This is a genomic window from Thermoproteota archaeon (assembly GCA_030130125.1).
Classification (GTDB): Archaea; Korarchaeota; Korarchaeia; order Korarchaeales; family Korarchaeaceae; genus Korarchaeum.
Genome location: JARZZM010000026.1, coordinates 1 through 13,398, shown reverse-complemented (window position 1 = coordinate 13,398; position 13,398 = coordinate 1). Strand labels below are relative to the sequence as shown.

Annotated in this window: 14 protein-coding genes; 4 read left to right on the top strand and 10 right to left on the bottom strand. The window is 53.3% G+C overall.

The features are described 5' to 3' along the window. The 4 genes from QI197_05300 to QI197_05285 form a co-directional block, all read right to left on the bottom strand. The coding region (locus tag QI197_05300) for a hypothetical protein (GenBank protein MDK2372775.1) at window positions 1–903 on the bottom strand (903 nt) is incomplete at its 3' end. A gap of 309 nt (window positions 904–1,212) precedes the next feature. Beyond that, window positions 1,213–1,374 (bottom strand): hypothetical protein, encoded by a 162-nt coding sequence (locus QI197_05295; protein MDK2372774.1) that lies wholly within the window; start codon window positions 1,372–1,374, stop codon window positions 1,213–1,215. A 72-nt stretch (window positions 1,375–1,446) separates the two neighbouring features. Further along, window positions 1,447–1,587, bottom strand: coding sequence for a hypothetical protein (locus tag QI197_05290; GenBank protein ID MDK2372773.1), 141 nt, complete (start codon window positions 1,585–1,587; stop codon window positions 1,447–1,449). Between the two features lie 245 nt (window positions 1,588–1,832). Next, window positions 1,833–2,714 carry an alpha/beta hydrolase gene (locus QI197_05285; GenBank protein MDK2372772.1) on the bottom strand — a complete coding sequence of 294 codons (882 nt, stop codon included), beginning with the start codon at window positions 2,712–2,714 and terminating at the stop codon, window positions 1,833–1,835. A 315-nt stretch (window positions 2,715–3,029) separates the two neighbouring features. On the opposite strand from QI197_05285, the gene QI197_05280 reads away from it, so the two are divergent. The 3 genes from QI197_05280 (at window position 3,030) to QI197_05270 (ending at window position 6,308) form a co-directional block, all read left to right on the top strand. After that, complete coding sequence (locus QI197_05280; protein ID MDK2372771.1) at window positions 3,030–4,214, top strand: ATP-binding protein; 1,185 nt, start codon at window positions 3,030–3,032, stop codon at window positions 4,212–4,214. Between the two features lie 18 nt (window positions 4,215–4,232). Next, window positions 4,233–5,315 carry an MBL fold metallo-hydrolase gene (locus tag QI197_05275; GenBank protein MDK2372770.1) on the top strand — a complete coding sequence of 361 codons (1,083 nt, stop codon included), beginning with the start codon at window positions 4,233–4,235 and terminating at the stop codon, window positions 5,313–5,315. Window positions 5,316–5,729: 414 nt separating this feature from the next. Next, a complete protein-coding gene (locus tag QI197_05270) occupies window positions 5,730–6,308 on the top strand; it encodes a hypothetical protein (protein MDK2372769.1) in 579 nt (192 codons plus the stop codon). Here QI197_05270 and QI197_05265 read toward each other — a convergent pair. The 3 genes from QI197_05265 to QI197_05255 all read right to left on the bottom strand — a co-directional run bounded on the left by QI197_05265 (window position 6,252) and on the right by QI197_05255 (window position 9,062). Beyond that, on the bottom strand, window positions 6,252–7,505 hold the full coding sequence (locus QI197_05265) for an SLC13 family permease (GenBank protein MDK2372768.1): 1,254 nt from the start codon (window positions 7,503–7,505) through the stop codon (window positions 6,252–6,254). The genes QI197_05270 and QI197_05265 overlap by 57 nt on opposite strands. Continuing rightward, window positions 7,489–7,806 (bottom strand): hypothetical protein, encoded by a 318-nt coding sequence (locus tag QI197_05260; GenBank protein ID MDK2372767.1) that lies wholly within the window; start codon window positions 7,804–7,806, stop codon window positions 7,489–7,491. Before QI197_05260 ends, QI197_05265 begins: the two co-directional genes overlap by 17 nt. A 512-nt stretch (window positions 7,807–8,318) precedes the next feature. Further along, on the bottom strand, window positions 8,319–9,062 hold the full coding sequence (locus QI197_05255; GenBank protein MDK2372766.1) for a DUF86 domain-containing protein: 744 nt from the start codon (window positions 9,060–9,062) through the stop codon (window positions 8,319–8,321). A gap of 434 nt (window positions 9,063–9,496) precedes the next feature. Between QI197_05255 and QI197_05250 the strand changes: the two genes are divergently transcribed. After that, entirely contained in the window at window positions 9,497–11,020 is a 1,524-nt protein-coding gene (locus QI197_05250) for a hypothetical protein (protein ID MDK2372765.1), read from the top strand. Window positions 11,021–11,255: 235 nt separating this feature from the next. On the opposite strand, the gene QI197_05245 is transcribed toward QI197_05250, so the two are convergent. The 3 genes from QI197_05245 to QI197_05235 form a co-directional block, all read right to left on the bottom strand. Beyond that, entirely contained in the window at window positions 11,256–11,666 is a 411-nt protein-coding gene (locus QI197_05245) for a PIN domain-containing protein (GenBank protein MDK2372764.1), read from the bottom strand. After that, window positions 11,663–11,896 carry an AbrB/MazE/SpoVT family DNA-binding domain-containing protein gene (locus QI197_05240; protein MDK2372763.1) on the bottom strand — a complete coding sequence of 78 codons (234 nt, stop codon included), beginning with the start codon at window positions 11,894–11,896 and terminating at the stop codon, window positions 11,663–11,665. The genes QI197_05245 and QI197_05240 overlap by 4 nt, the downstream gene beginning before the upstream one ends. Window positions 11,897–12,137: 241 nt before the next feature. Continuing rightward, window positions 12,138–13,154, bottom strand: coding sequence for an ABC transporter ATP-binding protein (locus tag QI197_05235; GenBank protein MDK2372762.1), 1,017 nt, complete (start codon window positions 13,152–13,154; stop codon window positions 12,138–12,140). Between the last annotated feature and the right edge of the window lie 244 nt (window positions 13,155–13,398).

Genomic DNA, 13,398 nt, shown 5'->3' with positions numbered 1-13,398 from the left:
CTCGTGCACGAGGAAGTACCACCTGCCGTCCGCCCACTTGGGCCTCGTGTCCATGCCTCCCCTCACGTCGCTGTTCAGACTGTTCCCCAAGCTCCTGTCCATGGGAGAGAGGTCAACAGGATCCCACTCATCTATTGGCGTTTCGTACAAGTGCCTGTTGGTAACGAGACCCCTCCTCTTGTTGTGTCCCACCAAGGCAAGGGCCCTTCCGTCGCCCCGCCAGCTAACTTGGGTGAGATACCAATTACCGGGCCCTATCTCCCTCACATCCTCCCCGTAAATATCTGAGACGAATAGGCTTACATCCAACTGCTTGGACCTGTCCTTGAGGGCGAGGAACGCTACATTCCTGCCGTCAGGAGATGGCATGAAGTCCTTCACGTGCAGCTCTGGAGGAGAGATGGGCCACGTCTCGCCCGTGTTCAGGTCCACCCCCCTCAACCTGTTCACCGACCAGTAGGTCCACCCCTTCCCGTTCCACCAGAATGGGATCTCCCTTATGGTCCTCACATCCTCTTCCTTCCTTCCCTCAACGAACAGGGCCACCCCGATATCCTTGAACGCCCACTCCGCCCCTTCTATGCTGTTCTCATGCTTCAACACCTTGTACTCGGGGTATTCGCCGCTCCACACGTAGAGCTCGTTCCCGTCATCAGTACCCCTGATGAAGAGGAATCTGCTTCCACCAGGCTCCCACGATGGATTTCCGTCCTTAGGACCTTCAGTCAACGGGAGGATCCTTTCTGAAACGGTATCGTACCCCCATATCCTGTAATCGTACTCGTTATCCTCTAGAAGGGCCCTTCCCACGCGGAACGCAACGAACTTTCCGTCGTGCCTCACCCTCGGCGGTCCCATCAGGACTAGCTTGGAGAAGTCATCTAGTAGCAGCGACCGCGGCATATGAGACGGTACCGGGTGAATGATTTAACAGATCTGCTTCGGGTCGGTAGATGCTCCAAGTATCCGAGAGCTCGAGCTCCCACAGGCATTAAACACGACGATCAGGTCTCCGACGCAGTATCATTTGTCCCACGTCCTAATAACTCATCAATACTTTCACTATGCCTCTCGCCCTTTCAAGGGAGATCTCAGCTTCTTCCCGACCGACGAACTTTCCCAAGTAGTCTGGCTTTCTTCCTAACGTCATAAAGCTTCCTGAAATCGTTATAAAGCTCCTTAAAACCTTGATTCTCGAATAGATTAGCCAGCTTACGTCTCTCCTGAGAATTGAGGGCTTTCTAGACCTGAGAGAAAAAACTCCACCATCATCCTAGCGGCGAAGTAGCTTGCTGAGGCACTCTTATTGTAATTTCCAACCTTCAAGTCTATTCTATCTTCTTCTAGCAGTCTAGCGGCCTTCTCTACGCTCAAACCTCCTCACCGGATCTGCCTTCTCTATGAAGGCCTCCACTACAGGATCGTCGGGCGTGGTTATCAGCGGACTTATGGCGACCTTCTACCGAACTCCCTCTCCACCTCCCTCTTCCAGCACCTCCGAGACCATACACTCATCCCTCCCCTCACGACCACCAGTGCGCCGCTCTCGTAGAGCAGGGGCTCCTCCTCATCGAGGGCCGCCACCATGACGAGCCGATCACCAGCTTGGAGGAGAGCTTTTTAGCGAAGATCAGGACGGATCTTCCCCAGAGACCCCTGTCCTCCTAACTAGGAGGCTCAGGAAATGCATCTAGGCAATCTGGGAGGGTGGACTTGGAACCTAATCGCATACCTCCATGCGAGAATCTACTCAACAGAAAAGGCCCGAGCCATTCACTCAACACTACTCAGACTGAAGCAGATTTCTCAGCGTCCGGCAGCTTCCAAGACAATTAACCGCCCATCAAATTTGAAAGGAACTCATTGATTGTTGAGAGGACTCCATCACCGCCAGCGGCGATTCTCCTGACTGGAGCACTATGACCTCCCCTCAAGTACAGTGTCCTCACGTGTACGCCTCTGGACCTCAGCAGGGAGGCGAAGCACCTGGCTTGGTGGTTGACCCCATTGGTACCGGCCCTTCCATCGAGGAGCCGATCCTCATCGCCCGCTATTAGGAGGGCTGGAACCCTCCTAACATCGGTGAATTCGTCGAACGGAAAGATCTCCCAGATCTCGATGGCGCAGAGCTGATACGTGCCGTTAGATTCCCTCAACCTAGCTTCCGGAAATTCGGAGATGCAGTATCCACCGCTGAGGCCGATATATCCGTTGAATATGTTCCATACGCCGTAGCTGTCTGCCTCAGGGCCGTATATCAGGAGGGCTCCGGCTATGGCGCCCGCGGAACTTCCAATGTATACGGAGCCCCTGACCTCGACGCCCTCGGACTCGAGGTAGGAGAGAGTCGCCCTTATTCCTTGAGCAATGTCCTCCAAGGGGGTGGGCCACTTAACTGAGGGGCACACCCTGTACTCGACGCTCGCTACCGCGAACCCCTTCTCGAAGAAGGGGTTGGCCATAGTTTTGGCACTTGATCCCGTAGCAGTTCCTCCCCTGAACCCCCCGCCGTGCACCACGAAGGCGAGCCAGACCTCCCGCCGATCGGGGAGGTAGAGATCCACGAACTGCCTCTCGTCCTCTCCGTACCTTATCCTCACTTTCTCCCTCTCGTCCCATCCCTTACCCAGCTGAACTGTGGGCACCTCTCGCTCCAGAAAGATCGTTAGGAGTGCGATCACCCCTAAAACGGTCAGAATTATCAGTACACTCATCCTCACGGAGGATCACTCAGGGGTGGATGGGATTAGGATGAATAAAAGGGAGCGTTCCGGTACAGGTAGAACACCCAATTGGAGGTATCTGAATTTCCCAAATACAATTTCGATCCTAGATAGGCTAGACTTGCCCGTTAGACAGCTTTGGAGAGCTCCGCATGACCCTAATGTCCCCTAACTATTGAACGGAATCTCGTGCATGGCGCGATCGCGCAAGCAAGAGTGAGAACTTTTAATTCTCAAGCTTTTTATATAGTTGAGAGAAAATAACTCTCAATGGAGGAGCTTATCGAGTCCATCAATCCATGGTGGATGGGTGAGGAAGACCCCGCTCTAGCGAGATGGAGCGCTCTGCGTTTCAAGGTTGTTCCCAATTGGATACGTAAGCTGTCACTCGAGCCCTTCTCACTAAACTTCGTGGTGGGTCCCAGGCAGGTCGGTAAGACTACAGGGATCAAGCTCTTGATAAGGGAGCTCCTGAATTCGGATTCCAGAAACCCGGCATCAATCCTATACTTGAACTGTGAGATATTCCCCTCCTTCAGGGATCTGCTGGATACCCTGAGATGGTACCTAGAATTCAGGAGGAGGAAGGGAGCGGATCACTCCTATATATTCCTAGACGAGATCACCTCTCTGGAGGGGTGGTGGAGGCCTATCAAGGCCCTAGTAGACTCGGGAGATCTTCTAGGGGATGTCATAGTTGCAACCGGCTCCTCGTCGATTAAAGTTAGGAGGGACGCCGATTTCTTCCCAGGAAGGAGGGGAACGGGAAGGACGGTGGAGGTGATCCCCCTATCATTCAGGGAGTACGCGAGGATGATAGGAGCAGATACAGATAGCCAGTTGAGGAGGGCCTTCCAGGAGTACTTGAAGGTAGGCGGTTTCCTGTCCAAGATGAACGGCATGCCCGATGCGGAGTTGATAAGTGGATACCTGAACGAGATGGTGAGATTCGGGAAGAGCCTAGAGATAGTGAAGGAGATCTTGGCATCCCTCTTCAGGAAGGCCCCATCAGCTGTGAGCTACCGCTCCCTCGCTGCCGATACATCGGGCTACTCATACAAGGTAGTCCAAATGTATCTGGAATTTCTGAAGGACCTCTATTTGGTAGGAATAGCTTATCTAAAGAATAATGGAGTGAAGTACAGAAAGGAGAGGAAGTTCTTTTTCAGGGATCCTGCACTAGCTAGGGTGTTCAGTCAGTGGGCAGATCAGAAATTTTTGGAGTCCGCCCTCTACGAATGGGTGGTCCAAGAACACGTCTACAGGGAGTATGGAAGGGTATTTTACTACAGGAACGGCTACGAAATAGATGTGGTGGCAGATGGCCTCAAGGTAGAAGTGAAGGCGGGAAAGCCGCACAGGAGATACCCGAAGGGCGTGATCCTGCTGGACGAGTCCAACATATGGAAATTCCTGCTGGGCTTGGGTGGTGATCTCTGGATAGGCGGAGGTGAGGAGCCCGGTCCCATCGATGTCGATGGGCTTTTGTAGGAGGACCCAGCTGTTTAGATGGTGGTCCCCCAAAGAGCACTGAAACTCAGGAACATGGAGCTGATACCTGTCTGGGCTGATTCACTGGGAGCCAAGTCCTTCTGCACCCTCATCAGAACTCCCGACGCCTCCATCGTGGTGGATCCGGGGATAGCGATAATGCACCCCTCCTTCCCCGCATCGTGGGAGATGAAGGAGAGGTGGCTGATTGAGGGCTATGAGGCCATTTCCAAGGCAGTGAAGGATGCGAACGTGGTGGTCATAACTCATTACCATTACGACCACTACACGGACTTCGAAGAGCCCTTCTACAGGGACAGACTGATCCTGGCCAAGTCCCCGAACGAGTACATAAATGATTCTCAGAGGGAGAGGGCCCTGCACTTCTTCACCAATCTGTTCTCCATGGAGGGGATCAAACTCGATGAGGTTATGGAGGAGCCCTCTGAGCTGGAGATTAGTGATCCGCTGGAGGAGATTTCGCATGCCATGAGCCTGGACTATGCCGATTACTCGGAGAGGAAGAGGGAGCTACTGAATAAGGGGATGAAATGGTTCTCTAAGAGGGTTGAAAGGTGGAGGAGGTATGCCAGGATACCGGAGCACGATGGCGAGACCTTCAGGCTGAGGTTCGCCGACAGGAGGGAGTTCACCTTCGGTAAGACTAGAATGAGGTTCACCCGGCCCATGTTCCACGGAGTTGAGTTCAGCAGGGTAGGCTGGGTCGTCGGCCTGACGGTGGAGAGGGCTGGCGAGAAGGTCCTATACACTTCGGACGTGAACGGGCCCATAATAGAGGACTACGCTGACTGGGTGATAGGGGAAGGGCCAAGGGTTGCGTTGATAGATGGCCCCGCTACCTATACCCTTGGGTATATGCTGAACCTTATAAACCTGAGAAGGGCGGTCGAGAACCTGAAGAGGATAGTCAGGGATGCCGGGTGCGATCTGATCCTGCTGGATCACCACCTCCCTAGGGAGCCTAGGTTCAGGGAGAGGCTTAAAGATGTGTACGAACTTGCCGAGGTCGAAGGGGCCCGCGTTCTCACAGTGGCGGAACACTACGGCAGAGAGCCCGTGGTTCTCTCATCGGATGGATAGGCCCGCTGAATGACCCGGTTGTTATGTCTTAGACCCCTGTAACTCTTTCCATTTCCAGTGGCTCGGACGGCGAAACCCAGTTGGATCCGCCTTGATAGGATCGACTCGAGAAACAACTTAGGAATAGGTAGTGGGGGGTCACAGCTAGGGATCTGACCTCCGAGTCGAGAGAAGCTCGCGTGCTCCTACTTTTCAGCACGGACACCTGCAGACTATACATTGAGGTCTCTCCTCTCTAGGAGGCTAATCTAAGGGATCTCCTACTTGTCCGCACCTCCTAAACACCCATTCCCTGAGTTTGCTCAAATCAAAGATCTTTCTATGTTCTCAGCTCCTCCTAGACAGGTTGAATAACTGCTCATCTTCTCCCAATTCAAGTATTATAAGCTCCAGTTCCTATATATGGGGATAGAAATGGACAGAGAGGAGCTCAAAGTCAGGATAAGGAGGATCTTGGGCTCTTTAATAAAGCTCGCCGTTGCAATGATCGCCCTAGCTGCCCTAGACGCCATGTTCGGGGGGATGAAGTTCGAGGCCTTCGGTCTCCTTTTAGATACCAGCGAGATCCTAGGAGGGATCAGGCTCCTGGCCATCATATATTACGGGTATTGGGTACTAAGGGACTCCCTCTTCTTCCTAGATCTGTTGAGCGACATTCTCGCTAAGAGGTTCGGTTTGGGGGAGAAGGGGAACCTGAGAAGGGCCGGTCTAGACTTCCTCTACCTGCTATCCACGGCCCTAGCGTGGTTCGGACTCTCTCCTTTCTTCAGATTGCTGCCAGACACGGTGATCAGGGTGATCTCTGTCCTGTTCATCCTAGTCTCGCTACTCTTCGTCTACGACTTAGTGAAGACCGTGTACTCGGTACTCAAGATAAGCTTCGAATCCTTGGTGGAGATCCTATCAGAGTTGCTGGGGAGGGAGCTGGCGGGAAGATCAGGGGAAGAGGAGGAGAAAGTAGATCTCGCTCACGACAAGGTGGAGGAAGGTTAACGGAGCCCCGTACTTGGTGAATTCCATCGGGTTGAGTCCTTCCTCCCTCTGGAGGACTCCCACGGCCACGAGAGATGGAGGAGAGGCGAAGTAAGTCAGGTTACCTCCTATATTAGCTCCCACCGCGACCGCGTACGGGAGGACCTTGCTGAGGGAGGGCATCGCCTTCAGTATCGAGGTGAAGGTGAGGGCCACAGGTATGTTATCCACGAACCCGCTCAACAGCCCAGAGGACCATAACGTCAGGGTCAGGAAGGTCAGGGGAGTCTCCCTCAACCCACTCATGTAGGAGGAGACGTAGTTTAAGAGGCCAGCCTTCTCCACGCCTCCCACCACCACGTAGAAGGAGGCTAGGAAGAAGACGGTGGACCAGTCAACGTTGGAGAATATCTCGTCCGGATCGGCCCCACCCATCCAGAGCATGAGAGTAGCCATGAGGAACGCGACGAGGTCCATGGGGAATTGAGGGAGGTTGGCCACGATCAGGGCGAGGAAGGCGGAGAAGATTAGGAAGGATCTGACGAGCTTCCCCCTCGCGAAGGAGCTCCTAGCGGCGGTGAGTTCACCTCCTTTCTCTTGGTAGAGGCCACCGGTCGACACCCCCACTAGCGCAGTTACGGTCGTGAGGAGGAGGGATAGGGGCAGGGCCACCCTCAGGAACTCGTTGAAGCTTATCCCGAAGTTTAGCGCAACTATCAGGTTGGGTATGCTACTTATCATCAGGCCCATGGCCCCGCTGTTCGCGATCACGGTCTCGTAGATGATCCATTTCTTCAAGTTGATGCCCAGTCGGTTCCTGAGGCTTGTGGTGATTGCAGCCATGACTAGCATGGCCGGGAAGTTCGCCAAGAAGAGGGTGACCGCCAAGGTCAGGTACAGGAAGGACACGAAGAGAAGATTCCTCCTCCTAGCGAGGATTCTCGCTACGAGAAGGCCCATTGCTTGGAAGAGCCCCGACTCGGAGAGCCCCTCCACTAGGATGAGGACCCCCACAATGAAGAGTAGGGTATGCCAATCAATGAAATCGAAGACCTCCTCGGGCGGGAAGAGTCCGTAGACGTAGGCGCCGAAGTACACCATGATGGCAGCGCTGATCATGGCTGAGGTGGCCCTGTGGTACTTCTCGGTGACTAGGAGGAGTATCGATAGTAGGAAGACGCCCAAAATTGCTAGCTGAGGATCAGTCAGCTGGACCATTCGCTTCCCCGGCCGATCTAACCAGCTCCTCCACCTTACTCAGGAAGTTCTCGTCTCGCTCAAGCCTCCTCGCATCCTCGACGGGTATATCGAGGGGAATTATGAGGAAAGACGCCCCATTCCTCTCTAGGAAGAGGTGCGTCAGCCTCTCCACCCTTTCCAAGTAATACTCGTTCTTAAGAAGCTTTTCCAACCTTTCCCGCTCTGCCTCGCCCCTCAGGTATATTTTCACTTTGATGAAGGGCCTTATGGCTCTCTCCACCTCATCCTTGAGGTTCTCATATCTGTTGAGCTTGCTCATCGAGTCTTCCTCACTAGATAAAGCTAAAAAGTTGCTTTTACGAACGCTAGTTGACACTTTCGTCAAGCTCGAATTATTTTAACCCCCTACCCATCTGGGGTATGCACCTGAGTGTAGATGATGGAGCCATCGATTGGGCTTCCTCCCTGATCTCAGCTTGGGTCTCTCACATGGCAGGTACGAGGAGCTCTATCCTTCCACCCAAAGACGACGAAGTAGAGAGGCGACCGGGTTTCTTCCTCCCCGCGGTGACCATAGATCACCGCACTCGCACGGAACTTACTGACTTCTCCTCTTATATCAGGAGGAAGAGGCTGTCGGACTCCAATCTCCTCCACTACCCGGCGCGCCGCAATCAATCCGTAAACATGGTTTCGAGAGGCCAGACCCATGGAGCCAAAATCTCTCAACCCTTACTAATGGAGTAGTTACAGCTTTCCATCGGCTCTACTTAAATCTGTTTAGAACACCAAGATTCGAAGGATCGCTATAATTGGTCCCCATTAAACGGTTCACCTCCCGTATGCTAGGGCATCTAAGGACTTCTTGTATAGTTTGAGGATTTCCTCCTCTCCTTCCCCCTCATCGCCGTAAATGAGGATCGCCTCATCGACTATTGTCTTAGCCAAGGCAGGGTCTACATCCAAGTTCAGCACGATCAGATCGACTGGAGCTCCAAGCAGAGCTTCCAGCTCAACCTGAAGCCTTCCAATATCCAACATACTCCTAGGCCTCTCCTCCAGCTTTACGGCTAAGTCGACATCATTACCGCATTCATCCCTCGCCAGAGAGCCGAAGACGAAGACCAACCTTATACCCAGCTCAGGAGCCTTATCTCGAATAATCCTCCTCACTTGGTCTAAACACGGATCATCAGCCAGCTCCCTCAAATACCTAATCAACTCAGGAACCCTTTCAGCCAGCTCCTCGAATGCCCTCATCTCCAGATCTCTGTCTATATCCGCGTACATATGGACGAGAATATTTCTAAAACCCGCCATACCCTCCAAAAAATCCTCGAAACTGGGATCAGTCACCTCTGACAACCATTTAGCCAGATCCCTGTAAGTCTCCGGTTTCTTACCCCTCCTCTTGGAAACGAGGACTGCTGCGAAGTCCAGAATCACTTGAGATATCAGCTGAGCGAGCCGCTCGACCGAATAAATGCTCTCCGCCCCCAATCGATAATTTCGGAGGGCCTCAACGAATTCTTCATGATACCCCTCCAACCTCTCCAACAATTTAACCAGCTTCATTGTGGCATCTGGACACCCTACCTAAAAATACCTTACTGGAAGGCGTTATTAGAGTCGGCTGAAATCCTTCAGGGAGCTTAGGAAAAGAGCAACAAACACTTCAACTGTTTTATGGCAGAGACCTCAGTTCAGTTATGCTCGCGCGCCAATGCTCTCTGTGAGAAAGGGGGATCCATCGGCAGTGAGCATCGGACCTTCTGGTGAACATCTTCACCCTTGATTTTGATCCCTTGATGAGTGTACTACAGTTAACTATAAGGCAGCTTGAAGAGGGCCCGCTAGGGCCCGAAGGTGTAATCGTGATGTTGAGTACAAGGATCTTTTGGATGCGATTCGGGATCCAGCATCGGGTAATAAATATCCGGGTAAATCACCTAGCACTGGTAAACCAAGAAAGCTTATCTTGAATCCCCAATAGAGGATAGTGGGGTAATGTGGAGTACAGGGATATGTTCATAGGGATCCGCGCTCACGTCCCCGATGGGTGGCTGGTATTAGCCAGTGAAAGCACCCTCTTTTCGCATCACCCCCACGTGCCCACCACGATGATCTTCTCATCCCGACTCGACGCCGATTCCCTGATCAAGGAATTAGTAAATTACGTACAGGCATTGATAGGAGCTCCTTTGAATGCCAGAGTGTCAAGAGGGAGGTTCATCGAGGCTAGGGGCTACCTCCCAGGGACACTAACGCAGCAGGTCATGAGAACCCCTCCGGGGGAGTACGTAATAAGGGTCTACCCGGGAAAACCATCTTGGGGATGGGCATCTCACGTACAGTATCTAAGCAAAGATTTAGAGAATTACGGGAAACCAGAGCTCCTGAACTCAATAGAGGCTAGGAGGATCAACGTACCTGATCCCGCGAGGGGAGTCGTCGCCTTCAAGACAGCGGTCCCACACCAATCTCACGTCAAGTGTTACGCTCAAGGAGAGGCTCCCGTTATGGAGATTCGGGGGAGGGACTATCTGATCTCCATGATCCCCCCAAGCACCTACGTTTACGGGAACCCGTTAATAGTCCAGTCCTACCTCATGATGGGAGCCAAGGTCAGCCCCTACATGGATGCTATCAGCTACATGAGGACGGCTTTGACGCCTATGGGGATTAAGGTGAAGGATGTTAGGCCCGCACCTATCCCCGGAAGTTTAGCTCACTTGGTTACGGCCAAACTCGCGTCTACCCTAACGACAGGTCAGCAGCCAATGTTCAGCTCAGCCATAGCTAAGTTGGAGGACGGTTACGCTTGGGTCACCGCCATTGGGGAGAACTTCATGGGATCACAGATATGGGCCGCCTATCTTTACCTCTCCAAGGGAAGGAGCGCCCTCTGGATACTCCAGAGCATAGCAGCACACTTCGAGATGAGACAGGAGTGGGCTAAAGCCCTAAAGAGGGAGAGTGACATGGCTTACAAGTCCGTCTTAAGCTCCATTAGATCTACCAGTAGACTCACTGACCAGATCGCGAGATCCCTGAAGACCAGCCAATTCCACAACTACCAGCCTGAGTACGGCTTAGAAGACAGCTATAGCGAGTGGGAGCTAGATAGTTCCAGCTATGACAGCTCCAGTTATGAAAGCGAATGGGAAGGGGATGACGTGGCTACCGGGACGGGCATGGACACCTTTTACGTGGACAGCGATGGGCAAGTTAGAGACATGGACCTAGGAGAGGACGTATCTTTCTATGAGATAGATGGCGAAGGCATTCTAAGGGATGAGGAGGGGAATGAGGTGGGCTACGTGGAGGACGGTTACGTTTACGACAACGAAGGCGATAGGCTGGGCTGGCTCGATGCATCCATAAGCGACGATTGGCAGATGGAGAGGCTGGAGCAGGAGAGCTCCGATCCTTCTGCTGTGTTCGGTTACTACAGTTGGGGAGCTCAAGACAACGAGGATTCAACGGAGACTCCCTACTATACTACTAGGGATGAGGACGAGGAGGATCAGTGAAGGTATTCTCTTTTTTGGATGTGATAGGAACTAAGCCTTAGGGATGAAACCTAAGGGAACTGGCCTCGGTGTAATGGAAGTCTCAGAGGGACTTCAAGCTTGAGGATGGTCTGCAGACGCCCGAAGTAGATGAACCCGTGGTTTTTGGCTGTCTCACGTATCAGCGAGAATCCCTTTAATTTGTTTGGACTACATTCGAAACAGGATATCGCACGCGAAGGTAATCGTGCTGAACTCACTCTCTTTCACGCTTTACTACGTCCCTTATAACCTCATCTAAGTCGTGATAATCCAGATCGTTCGCAAGAGCTGTCGCTGTGTGAATCGAATCGAAGAAGGAAAGTTGAGGGTACTTCATTCTCAGCTTGGTGGCGCCGGATACGATCTCGAATGTTAGGTCAGGGAAGGCTGGTCTGACATACCTCGTTATCAGCGACTCCATAGCCGTGAGAACGCGGTTGATTCCCTCCTCAGATAACCCCTTGGACTTCAGTATCAAGGAAAGCTCTACGAGCGATGCAGGGGAAATAAAGATCTTTATCTCGCGATCCTTTGCCCGCTTTAATAGGTTCATGGCCCATTCGTGGTTCCTATCTTTGGGATTCAGGGAGACTAAGAAGCCCGTTTCTAGGAGAACCCTTATCACACAGATACCTCCTTCAAGGCCTGGCGCTCAGCTATTCTCCTGAGTTCCCTAGAGAATGTCAGATCACCTAGCAACTCCTCCAACACTTTTTCCGGATCTTCTAGCTTCTTTATGAAGATACCATCCCTCTCTAATATGATGATGACCTTGTCGCCCTCTCTCAAGCCGAGCTTCTTCCTCACGTTCTTCGGGAGTACTATTCTTCCCTTACTATCGACTACCGCTTCCATCCGCTTTTTTAGTGGGTCCCACTTATAAAGAATTTCCCACATATCCTAGATGGGTCGCCCATCAACCATTGGGCTGTTGATGAGCCTAAGTCGATTCCCCGTGACCGGTTGAGCTGCCTGTCCATACTTCTGTTGAGTCCACAGCGGACGAGACTTTGAAGACTTAAGATTTTCGCCTCTCTCAGTCAACTACCATCACCGCACGGGGTAGCTGTGGGTTTGGAGCCTCCGGCAAGCCAAGTTAGGGGAGAGTTTGTGGAGGGGTATCAGAGAGGGGGAACCACCTCCTCACCTCTATCTCGAACTTCCTCCCCGGAACCTTGGGCAGCCACACCTCCATCTCTCCCTCGGAGAACTCGGATCTTACCTTCACCCTGTAACCGGAGCGCCACTTGGAAACCGCTTCGACCACCACAAGCAGACCCTCGCCCAGCCTCACATCCTCAGGGTAGAATCCGATCCTAAGCTTGCCCAACCCCTCCTCGTACCTGACCATGAGCCTATCAGCCCCATAGATTCCCGGGGCAACTTCTACCAGCTCCACCACATTGGCCCCTAGGAAGGAGGCGACGAAGACCGTTTGAGGGTCGCCCACGACCTCTTCCACGCCCCCCTCCCTAACTATCTTCCCTTCGTTCATCACGGCCAGCCTGTCGGCTATAGCCATGGCCTCCGACTGATCGTGGGTAACGTGGATTGCGGTGAAGCCGCTCTCCTCCTTCAACCTCCGCATCTCCCACAGGAGCTCCTCCCTCAGCTTGGCATCCAGCGAGCCGAAGGGCTCGTCGAGAAGCAGTATCTTGGGATCGGGGGCTAGAGCCCTCGCAATCGCTACTCTCTGCTGCTGCCCGCCCGACAGTTGATGTGGGTAGCGGTGCTCCAGGCCCTCTAACCTGAGCATCTCCAGCACCTCCCTAGCCCTGGCCTCGGCCTCCCTCTCCGACATTCCTCGGGCCTCCAGCCCGAAAGACACGTTCTCCAAGACCGTCATGTGTGGAAAGAGCGCCAGATCTTGGAATACCATTCCCACCCCCCTCCCCGAGGCTGGCGTATCAGTCACATCCTTCCCGTCGAAGTACACCCTGCCCCCATCCGGCGTCTCCAGCCCAGCTATTACCCTGAGCAAGGTCGTCTTCCCCGAGCCGCTCGGACCTAGAACGGCGGTTATCATCCCGTCCGGAGCCGTAAGGTTGACCCCGTCCAGTGCCTTGGTACCCTTGAACCTCTTCCTCACATTAATTACCCTTATCTCCGCCACGCACATCACCCGTTCTCCCGTGCGCACCTCCTTTGGTGGTCACAGTCAGGGCGTTCCATCGGGTCACCATATTCCCCCACATGCCGAACTTTACCATTACCATGAGTCCCTAGGTCCCACACAGACTCCTTCGTCACTCCCTCATCCACCTCAACCCAGACTCGATCCTGCCCTTCACCCATAGGAAGAGCCAAGTCAGCCCCATGACGATGACCGAGGCCGCTGACGCCAGCTGGAACCTCCT